4 protein-coding genes are annotated in these 19,349 nt (G+C 66.3%); all 4 read right to left on the bottom strand.

Translation table 11 applies throughout. The features are described 5' to 3' along the window. The 4 genes from ACOQFP_RS18960 to ACOQFP_RS18945 all read right to left on the bottom strand — a co-directional run bounded on the left by ACOQFP_RS18960 (position 1) and on the right by ACOQFP_RS18945 (position 19,193). Positions 1-1,014, bottom strand: coding sequence for an alpha/beta hydrolase (locus ACOQFP_RS18960; RefSeq protein ID WP_421585196.1), 1,014 nt, complete (start codon positions 1,012-1,014; stop codon positions 1-3). Beyond that, positions 1,011-15,614, bottom strand: a complete 14,604-nt coding sequence (locus ACOQFP_RS18955) for an amino acid adenylation domain-containing protein (protein WP_421585195.1) — start codon at positions 15,612-15,614, stop codon at positions 1,011-1,013. Before ACOQFP_RS18955 ends, ACOQFP_RS18960 begins: the two co-directional genes overlap by 4 nt. Before the next feature lie 348 nt (positions 15,615-15,962). Continuing rightward, positions 15,963-18,014, bottom strand: coding sequence for a PhoX family protein (locus ACOQFP_RS18950; protein WP_421585194.1), 2,052 nt, complete (start codon positions 18,012-18,014; stop codon positions 15,963-15,965). Positions 18,015-18,086: 72 nt separating this feature from the next. Then, a complete protein-coding gene (locus ACOQFP_RS18945; RefSeq protein ID WP_241257279.1) occupies positions 18,087-19,193 on the bottom strand; it encodes a beta-mannosidase in 1,107 nt (368 codons plus the stop codon). Positions 19,194-19,349 lie beyond the last annotated feature (156 nt).

Below are 19,349 nucleotides of genomic sequence, written 5' to 3'. Positions count from 1 at the left end.
TCAGCTCAGCGCCCGCTCCAGGGTCGGCCACGAGGTCCGCAGCGCGTCCTGCCAGTACTGCCACGAATGTGTTCCGGAGGGACGGAAGTCCGTCGTCACGGGGATGTCGAGCTCGCCGAGACGATTCACCAGATTGTGAGCGCAGGTGTTGGCTCCGGCCTCGATCAGTCCGCCCAGCACGATCTGGTCCGCCAGCGGCGGGGATCCGGCCGGCCGGTCGGCGCCGGGCATCTCGTACGGCCCGGGCAGACCGCTGGCGTTGGAGACGAACAGTTCGAGCCCGCGGAGTTCGTCGGCGTTGACGAGCGGGTCGTGTTCCACCCAGCGCGGATCACCGTCCGGACCCCACATGTTGTCGGTGTTGCCGCCGCCGCGCAGCGCCACCAACGCACGAATGAAGGTGCGGGTCACCGGATCACTGGTCTGCGCGCAACCGCTGTACGACGCCACGCCGCGATACAGTCCCGGCGCGTGGATCGCGAGATCGAGCACCGAGCCCGCAGACATCGACAGCCCACCGATGGCGTTGACGCCGTTGGCACCCAACGCCTCGTCGAGGACCGGCGGTAGCTCGTGGGTGAGGAAGGTCTGCCACTTGTTGCGGCCGAGCTTCGGATCGTCACGCTCCCAGTCGGTGTAGTAGCTCAGGTACCCACCGACGGGCATCGCGACGTTGACGTTCTTGTCCGCGAAGAAGTCCACGATATCGGTCTTGGCCAGCCAGTTGGCACCGTCGACGCCCGCACCGGCACCGTTGAGCATGTACAGCGTCGGGCGCGGCACCGAGGTGTCGGCGGGCCTGATCACCTGAATCTTGATGTCGGTGTCCATCGACGGCGAGTAGACGTACACATCCCAGCGGACGTCGTCGATCTTGTCGATGCCCCGGACCGCTCCCACGGGTCCTCGGGCTTGTTCGGCAGCTGGGGACACAGGATCCGCGGCCGCGACTGCGGGTAGGCCGAACAGCAGCCCCGCGGCCACCAGGATGGCCGTCAGACGTGGAGCTTTCATCGATTCTTCGGTTCTCTCTTCTCGGTGGAGCGAAGTTCGTGGGCGATGCGTGGGCCGATGGCCGCGAGGGTGGCAGGCGCACACATCTGCCAGTGCGTGGCTCGCGCGGAGATGACCGTGACGTTGCCCGCGATATGCGGATACCACTGCCCGACGCCATGGCGGCGCTCGAGTCCGGCATCGACGTACAGGACATCGCCGGGGTAGACCCCGGGTCGATGTTGTTGCAGCAGTTGGTGGTTGTGCTGTGCTGCTCCGATGAGTCGCTCGATGTCGGTTCGGTCGAGGATTCCGCCGGTGTCGACCGCGTCGAGCAGTTCGCCCGCGGTGTCGAGGGAGACCATCTGGCCGTCGGGCACGGCGAGATCGAGGCCGAGCCCGGACATCAGGTCTGTCACCGGTAGCGCGTCCGCCCAGGCCCCGTGGTCGCCGTGGTGAGCGTCGAGCAGTATCAGCGAGGCCACGGTACGGCCGGACGCGACCAGCTGCCTCGCCATCTCGTGCGCGATGACGCCTCCCAGCGACCAACCGAGTAGGTGCACCGGCCCCTCGGGTGCGACGCGGATGATCTGCTCGAGATAGCGAGCGGCCAACTGCACCAACGTCCTCGGCAACTCCTCTGGGGCCGGGGTCTGCAGCCCGTACAGCGGATTGTCGATGTAGGTGCCCAATCCGGTGTAGCACCAGGACAATCCGAGTATCGGATGGATGCAGAAGACCGGTGCGCCCTGGCCGCTCTGCTGCAGCGGGACCAACACGGCCAGTTCCTCGGTGTCGGAGCGGCCGGACGAGATTCGTTCGGCGACAGCGGTCACCGTCGCATCCATCAGCAGCGACTGCATGCCGATCTCGTAGGAGCGGGCACGCAGCTCGCCGATCACCCGCATCGCAGACAGTGAACTGCCGCCCAGATCGAAGAAGTTGTCGTCCAATCCGATTCGCTGTGCGCCGAGGACGGATTCGAATGCCTCGACGACGGCGATCTCCGCCGTCGTACGGGCGGGCCGATAGGCGGTGGCGGCGAACACCGGAGTCGGTAGTGCGGCAACGTCGAGCTTGCCCGTCCCGGTACGCGGAACCTGGGCGATCACGGTGACGGCGGCGGGCACCATGTGGGCGGGCAACGAGCGTCGAGCATGCTCGCGGACCACCTCCGGTGTTGCGGTACCGGTGATGTAGGAGACCAGTGTCTTCTCTCCTGTCGGTCCGGGCACAGCCAGCGTCACCGCGGTACCGACTCCGGCGTGTGCGGTGAGCACAGCGTCCACTTCTCCCGGTTCGATGCGGAACCCGCGAATCTTGACCTGCTGATCGCTGCGGCCGCAGTAGAGCAATCGTCCGTCGGCGGTTCGCCGCACCAGATCTCCGGTGCGGTACATCCGGGTTTCCGGGCAGCTGGGATCGGCGACGAATCGTGTTGCGGTCAGGCCTGGTTGGCGAAGGTATCCGCGTGCAACCGCGGGACCGGCGATGTACAGCTCGCCGCGTACTCCTACCGGGACGGGCCGCAGGCGCGCGTCGAGGACCAGTGCGCGCAGACCGTGCAACGGTGTGCCGATGGTGATCGGCTCGCCGGCCCGCACTTGTCCGAGCGTGGAGATGTCGGTGGCCTCGGTGGGGCCGTATCCGTTGAGCATGAGCCGTCCTCGACTCCACCGAGCGACCAGTTCGGTGCTGCAGGCCTCGCCGCCGACACACAGAACCTCGAGGCAGTCCAGCCCTTCGGGGTCGAGTGTCGACAGCGCCGAGGGCGTGAGCACGGCGTGGGTGATCTGCTCGTCGCGGATGAACGCCGCCAGCTCGGATCCGCCCAGCACGGTCGATGGTGAGATCACCAGTGTCGCTGCGGCGGAGAGCGCAGAGATCATCTCTCCGACGGCCATGTCGAAACTCGGGGACGTATTGTGCAGAAAACGCGTCGAGGGCTCCACACGGTGCAGTTGCTTGCGCGATGCCGCCAGGTTGGCCAGTCCTCGGTGACCGACCACGACGCCTTTGGGTCGCCCGGTCGATCCGGAGGTGTAGATCACGTACGCGGAGCTGGAGTCGAGCACCGGACCGGCCAGTTCGGTTGCCGCAATGGCTGTTTCGTCCGCCTGCTCGAACTCGATGACCGATTCCGGGTCGTCGAGTACGACCCAGGGTACGTCCGAGGGCAGACAGCCCCGCGAGCCGGACTCGGTGATCCCGAGCACGGCACCGGAGTCGGCGATCATGTGCGCGATGCGATCGGCCGGATAGGCGGGATCGACCGGGAGGTAGGCGGCACCGGTTCGGGTGACGGCCCAGGTGCACAGCACCGACTCGGCCGAACGCGAGAGCGCCACCGCGACCACGTTCTCGGGTCCAACACCGTATCCGAGCAGTACCCGAGCCACGCGGTTCGCGTACGCGTTGGCCTGTCGATAGGTGTAGTCGATCCCGTTCCAGCGCAGGGCAGGTGCATCGGGTCGGGCGGCCACGGCGGCGTCGATGAGCTGGCCGAGGGTTCGGACGGGAGTATCGGCCGGGCCGTGGAGCACGCCGTCGCGGGCCGGGGCGAGGTCACCTATCGGAGCCGCCGGATCAGCCAAGGCGGCACCCAGCAGGGCGGTGAACTCGTCGACGAATCGTGCAGCGGTGTCGTGATCGAAAAGATCGGTCGCGTAGCGCAGCGATCCGTCGAGACTGTCGGAGTCCGTGAAGGTCAGCGCCACATCGAAGCGGGTGACCTCGGATTCGTACGGGAACGGCGTGATGTCGAGCCCGGGCAACGTCAGGTCCTTCGGCCGTTCGGTCTCGAGCGCGATCAGCGCTTGGAACAGCGGCGAGTGAGCGGTCGATCGCGCCGGTGCCAGTGCCTCCACCACCTGCTCGAACGGAACGTCCGAGTGTTCCATCGCCGCGAGATCGACGGTGCGGGCCTGCGCCACCAGATCGGTGAACGACCGAGAAGGATCGACGCTCAGTCGCAGGACGAGGGTGTTGACGAACATTCCCACGACCTCGTCCAGCGCACCCGATCCCCGGCCCGATACCGGAGTGCCGACCGGGATGTCCGAACTCCCGGTCAGCCGCGCCAGCAGAGCGCTGTAGGCCGCATGCAGCACCATGAACACCGAGGAGCCGGTACGCCGTGCCAGCGAGCGCACCTCTGTCGTGGTCTGCTGCGACAGTGAGAACTGCACTGCCCGGCCACGTTTGGAGGCCACCGCCGGCCGTGGCCGATCGGTGGGTAGTTCGAGAACGGCAGGCAGATCGGCCAGCGTTCGCCTCCAGTACCGAAGCTGCTGCGACAGAACCGATGCCGAATCCTCGTCGTTGCCGAGAACAGTGCGCTGCCATACGGCGAAGTCGGCGTACTGCACCGGCAACGGCGACCACTGCGGTGTGGTGCCGTGCAGCCGAGCCCCGTAGGCAATCGCCACGTCTCGCGCGAGCGGCATCATCGAGAGTCCGTCGGCACTGATGTGGTGCACGACGAGGACGAGCACATGTGCGCTCGGATTCGTCCGTAGCAGCGCCCCGCGCACCGGGACCGCGGCCGTGACGTCGAACCCGCGCCCGATCACCGCCGCCACCCGTGCCAGCACCTCGCTGTCGTCGACGTCGACGGGGTGCAGGTCGAGTGGGACGTCGTCGACGATCACCTGTACCGGGCCATCGTCGACCACCGGGAAGTAGGTCCGCAACGATTCATGGCGCGCGAGTACGTCGTCGACTGCGAGTTGTAGCGCCTCGACGTCGACGGAACCGTTCAGCTGGACCGCGAACGCGATGTTGTACGCCGCCGATGCCGGGTCGACACGGTTGAGCAACCACATCCGCATCTGTGCGAACGACAGCGGTATCACCGACGGGCGCGGGCCGGCCACCAACCGCGGCAGGGCGGAACGTTCTGCGGCGTCGACCACCACGGCCAGCGACCGTACCGTCGACGACTCGAACACCGAACGCACCGGAAGCGCGGTGCCTGCGGCGTCGTTGATGTGGGCGATCACCCGGGTCGCCGACAGTGACGTGCCGCCGAGCGCGAAGAAGTCGTCCCCTGCACCGACAGCAGCGGTATCGAGCGCCACAGCGAAGGCCTCGGCGACGAGACGTTCGGTGTCCGTTGCGGGTTCGGCGAATTCCGGTGTGGACAGCGTCGGGGTAGGCAGTGCCGCTCTGTCGAGCTTGCCGTTTCCGTTCCGTGGTAGAGCGTCGAGGATCATGACCGTCTGCGGCACCATGTGGGTGGGCAGGAAGCCCCGAGCATGGTGTCGAATCAGTTCCGGGTCGAGTACTCGGCCTGCGGCGGGGACCACATAACCGACCACCCGATTGTCGTGGACCGCCGTCACTGCCTGGGCGACACCATCGCAACCGGCGACTACCGCGTCGATCTCGCCGAGCTCGATCCGGAATCCGCGCACCTTGACCTGTGCGTCACGGCGTCCGATGTACTCGTACCGTTCCCCGGTACGGCGAACGAGATCGCCGGTGCGATACAGCCTGCGGCCGCGGTGGTCGGCGACGAAACGTGATGCGGTCAGCCCGAATCGACGGTGATACCCGCGTGCGACGCCATCTCCCGTGAGATAGAGCTCTCCGACCGTTCCGGTCGGCACCGGGTGGAGTCGATCGTCGAGAATCACCGACTCGGCACCCCGGACGGGACCCCCGATCGAGATGGGAGCGTGGGGCTCGAGGGGGCCGTCGATGGTGGCGAAGATGGTCGTCTCGGTGGGGCCGTAGCCGTTGAACAGTCGCAGGTGCCCGGCCCATGCATCGGCGAGGGTCGGTGGGCAGGCCTCCCCGCCGACGACGATCGTGGTCGACTCCGCAATATCGGTCGGGTCGACGGTCGCCAGGGCGGCTGGGGTGACGAAGGCGTGGGTGATGGTCTGCAGAACGGCCGCGAGCTCGGTGCCGCCGAGAACGTCCGAGTCGGCGATCACCATCGTCGATCCAGCGCCGACGGCCAGGAGCAGCTCGAGCACCGAGGCATCGAAGCTCGGCGATGCGAAATGCAAGGTGCGGGAGGAGTTGTCGAGATCGAAGCGATCCACCAGGTCGGCAACGAGATTGACCAACCCGCGGTGCGAGACCACGACGCCCTTCGGTTGCCCGGTGGTGCCGGAGGTGTAGATCATGTAGGCGGGGTGATCGGGCCGGAGCATCTCGGTGCGCTCGAGGTCGCCCACCGGAGTGCATTCGCCGTCCGACGCGGAGGCGTCGTCGATGCAGATCCAGGTCGGTCCGGGCGGTAGCGCATCCAGATGCCGGTGGTCCGTGATGCCCAGTGTCACCCCCGAATCCGCCAGCATGTACGCGATGCGGTCGGCCGGATAGGTCGGGTCGATCGGAACGAATGCAGCCCCGGTCTTGGCCACTGCCCAGGTCGCGAGCATCGAGGTGATACCTCGGTGCAGTGCCACCGCCACGTACTGCTCCGGTCCGATGCCGCGTCGAATCAGGCTGCGCGCCAACATGGTTGCCGCATCATCGAACTCCGAGTAGGTCCACCGTGCGCTACCGGCCTCGACGGCGACGGCGCTGCCACCTGCACTCATCACCGCACCGATCAGCAGATCGGGCAGGGTGCGATGACCGAGCTCGGGTGCACCGTGCAGTCGTGGTGTCTCGCTCGCGGTGAGAATCGCAATATCGCCGACCGGCCGATTCGGCTCCGCCACGGCAGAGTCGAGCACGGTGCGATACCGCTCCGCGAGATCGGTGACAGTTCGGGCATCGAATATGTCCGTCGCATAGACGAACTCGATAGATCCCCCGTCCGGTGACGAGTAGACGGTGACGTGCAGATCGAATTTTGCCGCCACATGTGAGGTGTCGAGGGGGCGGATGGACAGGTTCGCCAGCTCCACCGACGGTGGCCTGGCATCCTCGAACGACAGCATCACCTGGAAGAGCGGGTGATACGCCGTCGAACGCGGTGGCGCGAGGATCTCGACGAGCCGCTCGAAGGGTATGTCGGCGTTGGCGTACGCGTCGAGATCGCGCTCACGCACCGAGCCCAGCACCTCGGTGAACGTCTGTGACGGGTCGATCGGAGTACGCAGCACCAACGTGCCGACGAACATGCCGACGAGGTCGTCGAGGGCGCGTTGCCCGCGTCCGGCTATCGGTGTGCCGACGGTGATGTCGGCACTGCCCGAGACACGGGCGAGCGTCACCGCCAGGGCCGCGTGCACGATCATGAAACGGGTGGTTCCGGTGCGCTCGGCCAGAGCAGTCAGCGCTGCGACGGTTCCGGCGTCCAGATCGATCGACAGACGGTCACCGCGATGGGAGGCCACCGGTGGATGGGGACGATCGGTCGGCAGCGCGAGCCGCTCGGGGGTGTCACCGAGAATCGCCTTCCAGTATCGGATCTGTTGAGAAGCAACCGAATCCGCATCGTCCTCGTCGCCGAGACGATCGAGGGTCCACAGCGTGTAGTCGGCGTACTGCACCGGAAGCGGCGTCCACTGCGGCGGGCGGCCCGCGGAACGCGATTGGTAGGCGATCATGACATCGCGGGCCAACGGGGTCATCGACCACCCGTCGGCGGCGATGTGGTGGGCCACCACGACCAGTACGTGGTCCTCGGCGGAGATCTCGAGCACTGCCACGCGCAGCGGCGGGGTCGCGGTCACCTCGAAACCCTGTGCTGCGAGGGAATACAGGGCACCGTCGAGCATCGGTTCGGTGGTGTGGCCGAGGGTCACGTCCGGGTACTGCGTGGTGACGACCTGCTCGGGACCGTCCGGACCGTCGGGATACACGGTACGCAGGATCTCGTGACGCTCGACGACATCGACCACTGCGGCCCGCAACGCGTCGACGTCGAGGGCTCCGGCGATGCGGAAGGCACCCGCGATGTTGTACGCGCCCGACGCGGGGTCGAATCTGTTGAGCAGCCACATCCGATGTTGAGCCGGGGACAGCGGAATCCGTGGGGGGCGAGGGCCGGCGAGGACGATCCGACTACCTCCCCCGCGCCCGAGACGATCTGTCAGTGCCCGGACCGTCGGGGCCTCGAACAGGTCTCGGACGCCGAGGTCGGAGTCGAGTTCTGCGTTGATCCGCGCGATCACCTGGGTGGCGGTCAGTGAGTCGCCGCCGAGGCCGAACCACGACCGGGTCACGCTCACCCGTTGGACGCCGAGGACATCGGAAAATATCTGTGCAACTGCCTGTTCGGCGTCCCCGGTAGGTTCGACGAACTCCTCGGCGGACTCGAACGGTTCCGGGAGAGCGGTGCGATCGAGCTTCCCGGTGGTACCCAGTGGCATCGCGTCGAGCACGAGGATGCTCGACGGCACCATGTACTCGGGCAGGGTGCGCACCGCCTGTGCCGTCACCGATTCGGAGCTCGCGGTGCCGACGATGTAGGCGATCAAGCGATCCGAGCGCACCACTGCCACCGCTGACTGCACGCCGTCGGCCGCGAGCAGCGCGGCTTCCACTTCTCCGAGTTCGAGGCGCTGGCCACGGAGTTTGACCTGGAAATCGTTGCGGCCCAGGTAGTGTAGAGATCCATCCTCGGACCATCGGACGAGGTCTCCGGTGCGGTACAGCCGGCTGCCCGCGTCCGCCGCGACGAACCGGGCGGCCGTGAGGTCTGGGCGGGCGGCGTAGCCACGGGCCAACTGCACGCCGCCGAGGTAGAGCTCGCCGCGGACGCCGACGGGGACGGGGCGAAGCAGCGAATCGAGTACGTGCACAGTGGTGTTCCACACCGGGACGCCGATCGGGACAGGACCCGGCTCGCCGGCACCGGTGCGGTGGTACGTGACGTCGACAGCTGCCTCGGTCGGTCCGTAGAGATTGTGCAACTCGGCATCGATCACGCCGTGGAACCGGTCGGCGACGGCTCGGGGCAGTGCCTCGCCGCTGACGAAGACCTGCTGCAGTGAGGTGCAGAACTCGGGTGCGCCGTAGGTGAGGAACAGCTCCAGCATCGACGGCACGAAATGCGCTGTCGTGATGCGGTGTTCGCGTACCAGGGACGACAGGTACATCGGGTCGCGATGGCCGACCGGCTCGGCGACGACTGTGCGGGCCCCGGTCATCAGCGGCCAGAACAATTCCCACACCGAGACGTCGAACGTGGCCGGAGTTTTGTACAGCACGACGTCTCGGGTGCCGAGTGGATACTGGTGTTGCATCCACAGCAGTCGGTTGACGATCGCACGGTGGGAGACGGTGACGCCCTTGGGCTGTCCGGTGGAGCCGGAGGTGAACAGCAGGTACGCGCCGTGGTCCGGCCGTAGCCCTGGCGGCGGGCCGAGAGGTGCGGTGCTGAACTTCCTCAGGTCCAGCTCCGCGGGATCGACCACCTGCACCGGAGCGTCGGCCAGCGTGCCGAGAATCAGCGACGGTGATGCGGTGCGAACCAGGTGAGCGATGCGCGCACGTGGCATCGAGGCGTCGATCGGGAGGTAGACACCGCCTGCGGCCACCACCGCATGCACGGCGACGAGTTGATCGAGTGAGCGATCCATCGCCACACCCACCACGTTCTCGGGCCCGACTCCGGTGTGGCGCAGGTACCGCGCCAGGCATCGCACTCTGGCCCAGAAGTTCTCGTACGTCAGACTCTTGTCCTCGAAGACCACAGCGGTGGCCGCGGCATGCTCGACTGCTGCTGCCGCGAGCAGGTCCACGAGATTGTGCTCGGCCACCGGGTGTTCGGTGCGATTCCAGGCTGCCCGACGCGAATGCTCGTCCTCGGACAGCAGGTCGAGGCGCGCCACCGGCGTTTGCGGATCACCGATCAGTGCGTTCAGCGCCGCGGCGACACGTTCGGTGATCGCGGCCGCTCGATGCGAATCGATCGCGGCGGCCGCGTACTTCACGGTCAGGCTCATCCTCGGTTCGAGGACGGTGATCAGCGTCAGTGGGTAGTGGGTGGCATCGGCGACGCGGAGATCGCGCACGCGCATCCCGGCTATGTCGGTATCGCGGTCGAGTGCGGAGTGGTCTACCGGATAGGACTCGAACACCGTCAGCGTGTCGAATCCGGCCCCGCTGCCCACTCGGGAGCGAACCTCGGGCAGACCCACGTGATGGGCGTCCAGCAGATCCACGCTGTGGGCCTGTACACGGGTCAGGATCGAGGCGACGGTGTCGTCCCGGTGGATCCGCACCCGCACCGGAACGGTGTTGATGAACAGACCGAGGGTGTCCTCGACGCCAGTCAGGTCGGCCGGTCGGCCCGATACCGTCGCGCCGAACACGACGTCGTGCCTGCCGAGTTCGGCGGCGAGCACCAGCGACCACGCCGTCTCGACGATGGTGTTGACGGTGACCGAGAGGCTCCGTGCGGCGTCCTTCAGTGCCGCGACGGCGTCGTCATCGAAAGGCACCGGCAGCTCGACCGGCAGATCGTGCTCTGCGCCGTGGCCGGGTGCGAGCAGGGTTGCTTCGTCGAGGCCCTCCAAGGCCTGCGCCCATTTGTCCAGTGCGCCTTCGTGATCGCGTGAGCCGAGCCACTCGAGATAGTCCCGGTACGTCCGCGCCGGTACCGGGATGGGTTGATCGGCGGCGTAGAGCACCAGCAGTTCTTTGACGAAGATCGGCATCGACCACCCGTCGAACAGGATGTGGTGGTTGGTGACCACCAGCGATGCCCCGTCCTCGGTGTTGACCAGTACGAATCGCAGCAGGGGCGGCGCCGCCAGATCGAATGCCGCGGTCCGTTCGGCGTGGGCGATGGCCGGGACGTCATCCGCATCGGCATCGACGGTGCGCCAGGGTAGTTCGGGATCGGTGAGCACCAGTTGCGCCGGAGCACCCTGGTTGTCTCGAACGAACGCCGTGCGCAGGCTGTCGTGCCGGGAGAGGAGTCGGCGCGCCGCTCGGTGCAAGCGGGCGGTATCGATATCGCCGCCGAGATCGAACACCAGCTGGGCGGTGTAGACATCGACGTGCCCACGCACGAGTTCGGAGTGGAACATCAACCCCTGCTGCAGCGGAGACAGCGGCCAGATGTCCTCGAGTTCGCCGAAGGACCGCTCCCACCGACCGATCTGGTCCTGATCGATGCGGACCAACGGAACGTCGCTCGGTGTCAGTCCACCCGCGTCCGCGGCACCTGCGTGCTCGGCCAGAAGAGTCAGTGCGGTGGTCCACCGTTCGGCAATGTCGCCGACGGCGTCGTGATCGAGCACGCCCCGCGGGAATGCGAACGTCGCACGCAGCTGTCCGTTGGTGACGACCGCGTTGATGTCCAGTGCCACCGGAACCGGCAGTCGATCGCCACTGCCCTGCCCGATCTGCGTCGATGCGTCCGGTATCCAGCCGCGTCCGCGCAGGGCATCGGGAATGTCGGTGTCGATCCGACCCAGATAGTTGACGCTGATCTGAGGACTGTTGCACTCGGCGAGTACGGCGGCGGTGCTGTCGTTCAGGTATCGCAGCAGACCGAAGCCGGAGCCCGCGCCCGGTATCGCGCGCAGCTGTTCCTTGATCCGCTTGATCGCCTCGCTCACCGTCGCCTCGCCTGCGAGGATGCGGTCGGCATCGATTCCGTCGAGTGACAGCCGTACCGGATGCGTCGAGGTGAACCAGCCGACCGTCCGCGACAGATCGGCTCCGGGCACGAGATCCTCGTCGCGGCCGTGACTTTCGATCGATACGAGGAACGAGGACGGTCGTTCGGTCCAGATCGCGAGCGCCAGAGCGGTGAGCAGAACGTCGTTGACGGTGCCTCGGTAGGCGCGTGTCAACGGACCGATCAACGCCTCGGTGATCTCGGCGGTGAGCTCGACCTCCACCTGATCACGGGTCGCACCGACGTCGATGCTCGGATCGAGCGGGCGAGAACCGACAAGATCGTGGGGACCGTCCAGAAGTGCTGTCCAACTGGCCAATTCCGATTCGGCCGCAGCGGATACCTCGACCAGTCCATGGGCCCAGCGGCGCATCGAGGTCGCCACCGGCTGCAGGACCACCGCGGACTTCGCCTGCACCTGATGCCATGCCGCAGCCAGGTCGGGAACCAGAATCCGCCACGAGACCCCGTCGATCACCAGATGGTGTGCGATGACGATGATGCGCCCGATGCCGTGGGTGTCGATGATCTCGGGACGGCCGGTGTCGGGGGCCACCCAGACCACCTGCAGCATGACGCCCGCACGTGGCCGTAGCCGCCTCGCGAAAACTCGAGCGGATTCGGAGAGCACAGAGGCGAATTCGCGGCTTCCGGGCTTGCTGGCCGTCGACACTCGGGTGACGACCTCGTCGAGATCCACGCTTCCGATGGGCCGAATATTCAGGCCGTCCTCGGTCAGGACCGAGCGCAACGCGTCATGATGGTCCAGTAGTGCTGCCACCGTCCGCCGCAGCCCGTCGAGTTCGAGATCGACGGGTGCTGTCAACACCATGGTCTGGTGAAACGCATCGATGCCGTCGGCCAGGATCTGCGATTGCACGGTCTGACGCATGATGGGGGTCAACGGCATATCGCCGACGCCGCCACCCGGCAACTCGTCGAGGGTCTTCTGGTGCGCGGTGTCCGTCGCCACTTCCGCCAGCCCCGCCACGGTGCGACGCTCGAACACGTCGCGAGCGGTGATCACGACGCCGAGCGATTTCGCACGAGCGACCAGCGCGATGGCGACGATGCTGTCGCCGCCGAGCGCGAAGAACGAGTCGTCGACGCCCACCGAGTCACGTTGCAGGACCGCGGCCATCGCGTCGGCGAGGCTCTTCTCGACCGGTGTGACCGGGGCCCGGTAGGCGGTGGTGTCGGACTCGAACGACGGCTCCGGCAGTGCGGATCGATCGACTTTGCCGGTGGGAGTCAGTGGGATGGCGTCGAGTTCGACGAACATTCCCGGCACCATATGGGTGGGAAGGAATCCGGAAGCGAAGGTGCGCAACGCATTGTGATCGACGGCATGCGCCGGTTTGACGTACGAGACCAGGATCGCGGCATCGCCGCGGTGATGGACCACCGATACCGCGAAGTCGACGGACTCGTGTCGCGACAGGACCGCGTCGATCTCGCCGAGTTCGATGCGCTGGCCGTGGACTTGCACCTGAAAGTCGCTGCGGCCGAGAAACTCGAGCTCGGCGGAGTCGAGCGGGCCCGTCCACCGCACGATGTCTCCGGTGCGATAGAGCCGCTGCCCGTGGCCGAACGGATCGGCGACGAAGCGCGCCGCGGTCAAACCGTGCCGCCGGTGATAACCGCGGGCCAGGCCAGGTCCGCCCAGGTAGAGCTCGCCTGCCGAGCCGGGCGGAACCGGTCGCAGCAGCCGATCGAGCACCAGAACGTGGGAGCCCTGCACCGGCCGGCCGATCGTGATGGCCCGCGGATCGGTCTGCGGCGCCGTCACGGTCACCACGATGGTCGTCTCGGTGGGCCCGTAGCTGTTGAACAGCAGTGCTTTCGAGCCGAAGCGGGTGACCAGATCGGGCGGCATGACGTCCCCGCCCACGACGACGGCCTCGAGCTGCGCGAGCTCGGTTGCATCGACGGTGGTCAGCAGCGCGGGTGCGCAGATGATGTGGGTGACGCTCCGCTCCCGCAGGAAACGGGTGAGCTCGGTGCCGCCGATGACGGCGGGCGGGGCGAGAACCATCGTCGCTCCCGCGCTGAACGCCTGGATCATCTCGAACAGTGATGCGTCGAAACTCGCGGACGAGAACCGCAGCACTCGGGACGAGCTGCGAACGTGCAGTTCGGCTCTCGCGTCGGCGGCGAACGTCGCGAGTCCGGCATGGGTGACCAGTACCCCCTTGGGAGTACCGGTGGAGCCGGAGGTGTAGATCATGTACGCGGCGTGTTGTTCGGTGAGGTCGAGGCGTCGATCGGCATCGGTGACGGGTGCGCTGGATCGGGCGGCACATTCCTCGCGGAGGTCTGCGTCGTCGAGTTCGAGCCAGTGCACTCGCTGCGGAAGCCTGTGCGAAAATTCGTGTTCGCTGATTCCGATCGTCACGGCGGAGTCGAGGAGCATGTGCGTGATGCGCTCGGACGGATATTCCGGATCGATCGGCAAGAAGGTGGCACCGGATGCGGCGACGGCCCACAGCGCCAGGATGGATGCCGCTCCTCGGGGTAGCGCCACGGCCACCACGCGTCCCGGCCCGGCTCCCCGCGCGATCAGTGCCCGTGCGAGGGCGTTGGCGCGGTCGTCGAGTTCGCGGTAGGTCAGCGATTCCTCACCGAATTCGACCGCTACGTTGCCTGGTGCCGTGTCCACGCCGCGGCGAAGCAGATTCGGAAAGAGCTCGGGAACAACGGCATCGGGGCCGGACAGCGGTACGAGCGTCGACCGCTCGATGGCGTCGAGTACGTCGAGACCCAGAACCGGTGCGTCGGATGCGGTGGTGAGAAAGCGCTCGAACAACGTCAGAAACCGTCGGTGCAGAACGGCGAACTGCTCGCTGCCGTAGATATTGGGATTGCCTTCGAACTCCAAGCGGGAGCGGGACCCGTCCGCCGCCGGGTAGATGTTGATCGACAGATCCTCCACCGGCCCGGTGGAGAGCACGTTGAACTCACCCGTCAGCTGACCGAACGGAACCTCGGTTTCGTAGGCCATGATGTTGATCGCCGGGCCGAAGAATCCGCGGGTATCGCCGCCGCGCCCGGCGTCGCGGCGAATGTCCTCGGCTCGATAACGCTGGTGCCGAAGGGCACCGGTCAGCTCCAACTGGACGTCGTTCACCAGCGTCTCGAGCGTGCACTGCGGGGTGATGCGCACCCGGATGGGGAGCACATTGGAGACCATGCCGCCGGATCGGCGCAGCACCGCTGTCGTGCGGCCGGCCACCGGCAGACTCAGCACCAGGTCGGTGGTTCCGGTCATCCGTGCCAGAAAGGTGGCCACGGCAGCGATCGCGAGCGGAGCGAAGGCCGAGCCGAGCCGGCGCGTCGCTTCGTCCACGGCGCGTTCGATGTTCTCCGGTAGGTACCCACCGCACAGGTGGGCCCGAGCCGCTGGGGGCGCGACAACGCCGGTGATGGACGGCGGCGGCGGTAGGTCGGTCGTCTTGTCCTGCCAGTACTGGCGGTCCTTCGCCAATCGTGGGGACTGCCGATAGTGTGCCTCTGCGGCGTAGACCTCCGCGAGCGAGCCGGCTCGGGACGGGGTGGGCTCGCGGCCCGCGCTGACCTCGGTGTAGATCGACGCGACGCGTCGCATGAACTGCACGGCGCCGTAACCGTCGAGCACGATGTGGTGGACGTGGGAGTACCAGAACGTCCGGTCGTCGTCGATGCGAAGCACCGCGCCCTTGATCAGGCGTCCGTGGGTCAGATCGATGGCGGTGCTGTAGGCCTCGCGCATCCATGCGTGCGCGGCGGCCTCGGGATCGGCCTCGCGACGGAAATCGAGCACGAGGGTGTCGTCGCCCTGCTCGACGTCGATGTACTGGTGCGGTTCTCCGTCGATCTCGAGCAGTCTCAGTGAACCCGCTCCGAACTCGCGCGCGGTGCGGCGGCCGGCGTACCGCATCAGATCGAAATCCACGGCACCGCGAATATCGAGGTAATTCGCGATCGTGATCGGCACGGAACTCAACAAATGTTGAGCAAACCAGAGTCCGCGTTGGGCCGGTGTGAGGGGAAAAGGCTCGGTGTCCGCGATGGACGTCCGATCTAGCGTCTCTTCCCGAATCATCAGTGAATCAACGGATTCCAATGACTGGCCTCTTCGTGCACTCGAGGGAGCGAGTAACGGTACATCGTGCTGCGGTGAATGGAATTCGACGTTGCCCCGACACGTCCTCCATCTCGGGGCAATGCCCGCCATGGAGTTCCGGATACCGGCGTATCGAGGTAGGTTTGCACATCCCTCATCGACGGGTCAACCGGCCGTGCGGTATTCGCAGAGGGCCCTGTGAATACCCAGAATCGGCGCCGATCATGTCATGACATCTGACAACGCCGAAAGGCGCTCACAGTCGACCTGCATCGACTATGAGCGCCTCGGTTGAGCGAAAGAGCAACGGCTACGCAGATTTCCGCTCTATGCGGACTTCCAGACCGCAACCACGGAGGGGCGCGGCTGGGTGTCGCCACCGTCGGGCCAATGTGAAACCGGTGCATCGGCCGTCGCATCGTCGCTCTCACCCGGGTGCTGTACACACACCGTGACGCGATCGTCGCTGATGATCGGGCCGCAGGTCTCGGCACCGGCGGGAACCGTCAGGAACTGCCGGGTCTCTCCACGGCGCGCGCCGTCGAGTACCACGGCGAACAGGCCGTCGTTGGAATCGAGGGCATTTCCGTCGGTGGAGATCCACAGGTTGCCCTTGGAGTCGAACGCGAGATTGTCCGGGCACGAGATCGGACTGACCTGTGTCTTGTCGAAGCCGCCGAAGTACGTGTCGGCTTCGTTCGGATCACCACAGACCAACAGCAGGTTCCAGGTGAACGACGTGCCCGCGTGGTCGTCGTCGAGCTCGAGCACCTGCCCGTTCTTGTTGGTGTTGCGGGGATTGGCCTCGTCGGCTGCCGGTTTGCCCTCGGTGCCGCGATTGGAGTTGTTGGTCAGCGCAACGTAGACCTTGCCGGTGACCGGGTTGGGCTCGAAGTCCTCCGGGCGGTCCATCTTGGTAGCGCCCACCTTGTCGCCTGCCTGGCGGGTGAACACCGCGACTTCCTCGGCGGACATGCCGTCCACCAGCGACCTTCCTCGGCCGTCCTCACCCGTCTCGAGCAGCGGGATCCACGTGCCGGTGCCGCGGAACTCACCATTGGAGGGCAGGGTGCCCGAGCCGTCGATCTCGTCGGGGGAATCACCGGTGAGGGTGGCAACGTACAACGTTCCTGCGTCCAGCAACGTCAGGTTGTGGCGCATCGCGGCCTGGCCGGTCCCGGGCATCATCTTTCGGCTCGACACGAACTTGTACAGGTAGTCGAAGCGCTCGTCGTCGCCGCTGTACGCCACCACGGTGCCGTCGTCGGTGACGTAGATCGTCGCCGCCTCGTGCTTGAATCGTCCGAGCGCGGTGTGCTTGATGGGGGTCGACTGCGCGTCCCACGGGTTCACCTCGACGACATAACCGAAGCGGTTGACCTCGTTGGGCTCCTGCGCCAGGTCGAAGCGCTTGTCGAAGCGTTCCCACAGGCGTTCGCTCGCGGCACCCTTGACGCCGTAGCGCGAAAGCCGCTCGGCCGCAGTGGGATCGGTGATGGATTCTGCGTTACCGAAGTACTGGTTGAAGTTCTCCTCGCCGGAGAGCACGGTGCCCCACGGCGTCAGGCCGCCCGAGCAGTTGTTGAACGTGCCGAACACCTTGGTTCCGGTGGGGTCGACGCTCGTCTTGAGCAAGTCACTTCCCGCGGCCGGGCCGGTGACGACGAACTCGGTGGTGCCGGTGATGCGGCGGTTGTACTCACCCATCGCCGGGGTCAACTTGCCCGTACCCGACTCGCCCTGGACCTGTACCACCGAAAGGCCATGTGCAGCAAGGGCAACGTCGAACTGCTCGCGGGTGGGGTTCTCGGCGTCGTAGCCCTTGAACATGGCCGGTTCGGTGGTGTACTCGTGGTTGACCACCAGCAGGTGCGCATTGGGTGTGCCGTCGATCGCCAACAGGCCGGCGAAGTCGTTGTTGAAGCCGAACTGCTTCGCCTGCGCGGCAGCGGACTGATTGTCGAAGTCGAACTCCGGGGCTCCGTCGACTACCGCGTCGCCCCAGCGGATGACGATTGCCTGCTCGTAGCCCTCGGGGATCACCACGGCGTCTTCGGTGTTCGGTTCCACCGCAACGAAATCCACTCCGTCGACGGTCGGAGCGTCCGTGCCCGAGGTGCCGGAAGCTCCGGTGCTGGCGGGTTCGTCGGTGGAGCACGCCGCCAAAGCGCTACCGGCGCCAACGGCGAGCACTGCCATGGCACCGCCCTTGATGACGCCTCGCCGCGACATCGCGGTCTTGACGATGTCGCCGAAGTACTCGCCCGTCGAGGTATTGGGGATTTCGTGGAAGCACGCATCACCGCACTTGTACTTGCACGTCAGTGCTGATCGCTTGGAGCTTCCGTCGTGGACGGCGAACAAGGGTAGTGGCTTCATGACACGGCACGGTGTCACCCAAAAGCGAAAGTAAAGGAACGTTCAGATGAAGTTGGGGATAACGAGGTTGTCCTAAGATCCGATCGTCTGCCACAGCGGATCCGCGGGCCCGATGTCGTAGGTGCACTCACCGGGACGAGGATCCGGGACGAAAGCCCACAGGAGGGCCCCCGCGGTGCCGGCAGCTCGCTGGCCGTCGATCTTCGTCCCGATACTGCCCGCGCGAGCGCCGAGGTCGCCGCAGGAACCGGCCAACTCGCCGATCTCCCCGACCAGCAGCGGCTTGCCCACCTCGGCGGCCTGAGTGATGCGGCGCTGCAGCCCGTTCCATTGGTCGCCGGGGAGGGGCACGCCGTCGGCACCGTAGTCGTGATATTGCACGACGTCGACGAACGGTGATCCGGCGAGATACTCGTATTCCTCGCCCTGGCTTCCGCACTGCCCGCCGCCCGTCAGGCCGGCGGTGATCAGGGTGCGGGGATCGATCGCGCGGAGCTGTTCCCCAGCGGTGTCGAAGAACTCGCGCAACACCTGTGCGGCACCGGCCGCGCAGGTACGGGTGGTCCACGAGCACGAGGTATCGGTACACGTGCTGGTTTCGGGCTCGCCGACCAACTCCCATGCGGCCAGCGCAGGCGAGTCCTTCCATCGCGTCACCGCAGTGAGCATCCACTGCCGAAAACTGATCACGGCGTTGGCGCTGGGGACGGCAGGAGGCGTCGTCCAACCGTCGACGTACCACTGCCGGTCCTTGAACACGTTGCCCTCGCATGCTCCGTCCTGTGGGGACAGCACCGGGACGAGTAGCTGATCGTGCGCCGCAGCCGCCGCGAACACCGCATCCATCGGTCCGAAATCGAGTAGACCGGTGAATCGATTGATCGCCAACGCCTGGAAAGCATCGAATCGGGTCAGCGAATGGGGAGGGAGTGCCCCGAAATAGCTGTCGAGATCGACCATCGCACCGCAGCCGGCATTGACCGACCAATCGGTTGCGAGCTGGTAGGCATTGAAACCGGTTGGCCACCAGGGCTCGCCGTCGAGGGCCAACCCGTCCGCCCCCGCGGTCACGCGAGCCCCGTCGTCCGAGGCCGCAACAGCCGAGGGAATGCCGGCACTCGACGCCAGGAGTGCCACCACAGCGAGAGCGCGACACAAGAATTTCGAGACACTCGGCATTCGAGCAATGGTAGACGCCGGGGGCCGTGAGTCGAGACGTTGTTCTCACGTCACCGACCCGGCGAAAAGAACGAAATGCGCGCCCGAACAAAAAATCGATCGATGAAAGCCGCTGGTACAGAATTATGGGGAGCAATTCGTGAGTTTTCCTGTCGT

Source organism: Rhodococcus sp. MALMAid1271 (genome assembly GCF_049195265.1).
Classification (GTDB): Bacteria; Actinomycetota; Actinomycetes; order Mycobacteriales; family Mycobacteriaceae; genus Rhodococcoides.
The sequence above is the reverse complement of the archived record's forward strand: the minus strand, read 5'-3'. Positions and strand labels throughout refer to the sequence as shown.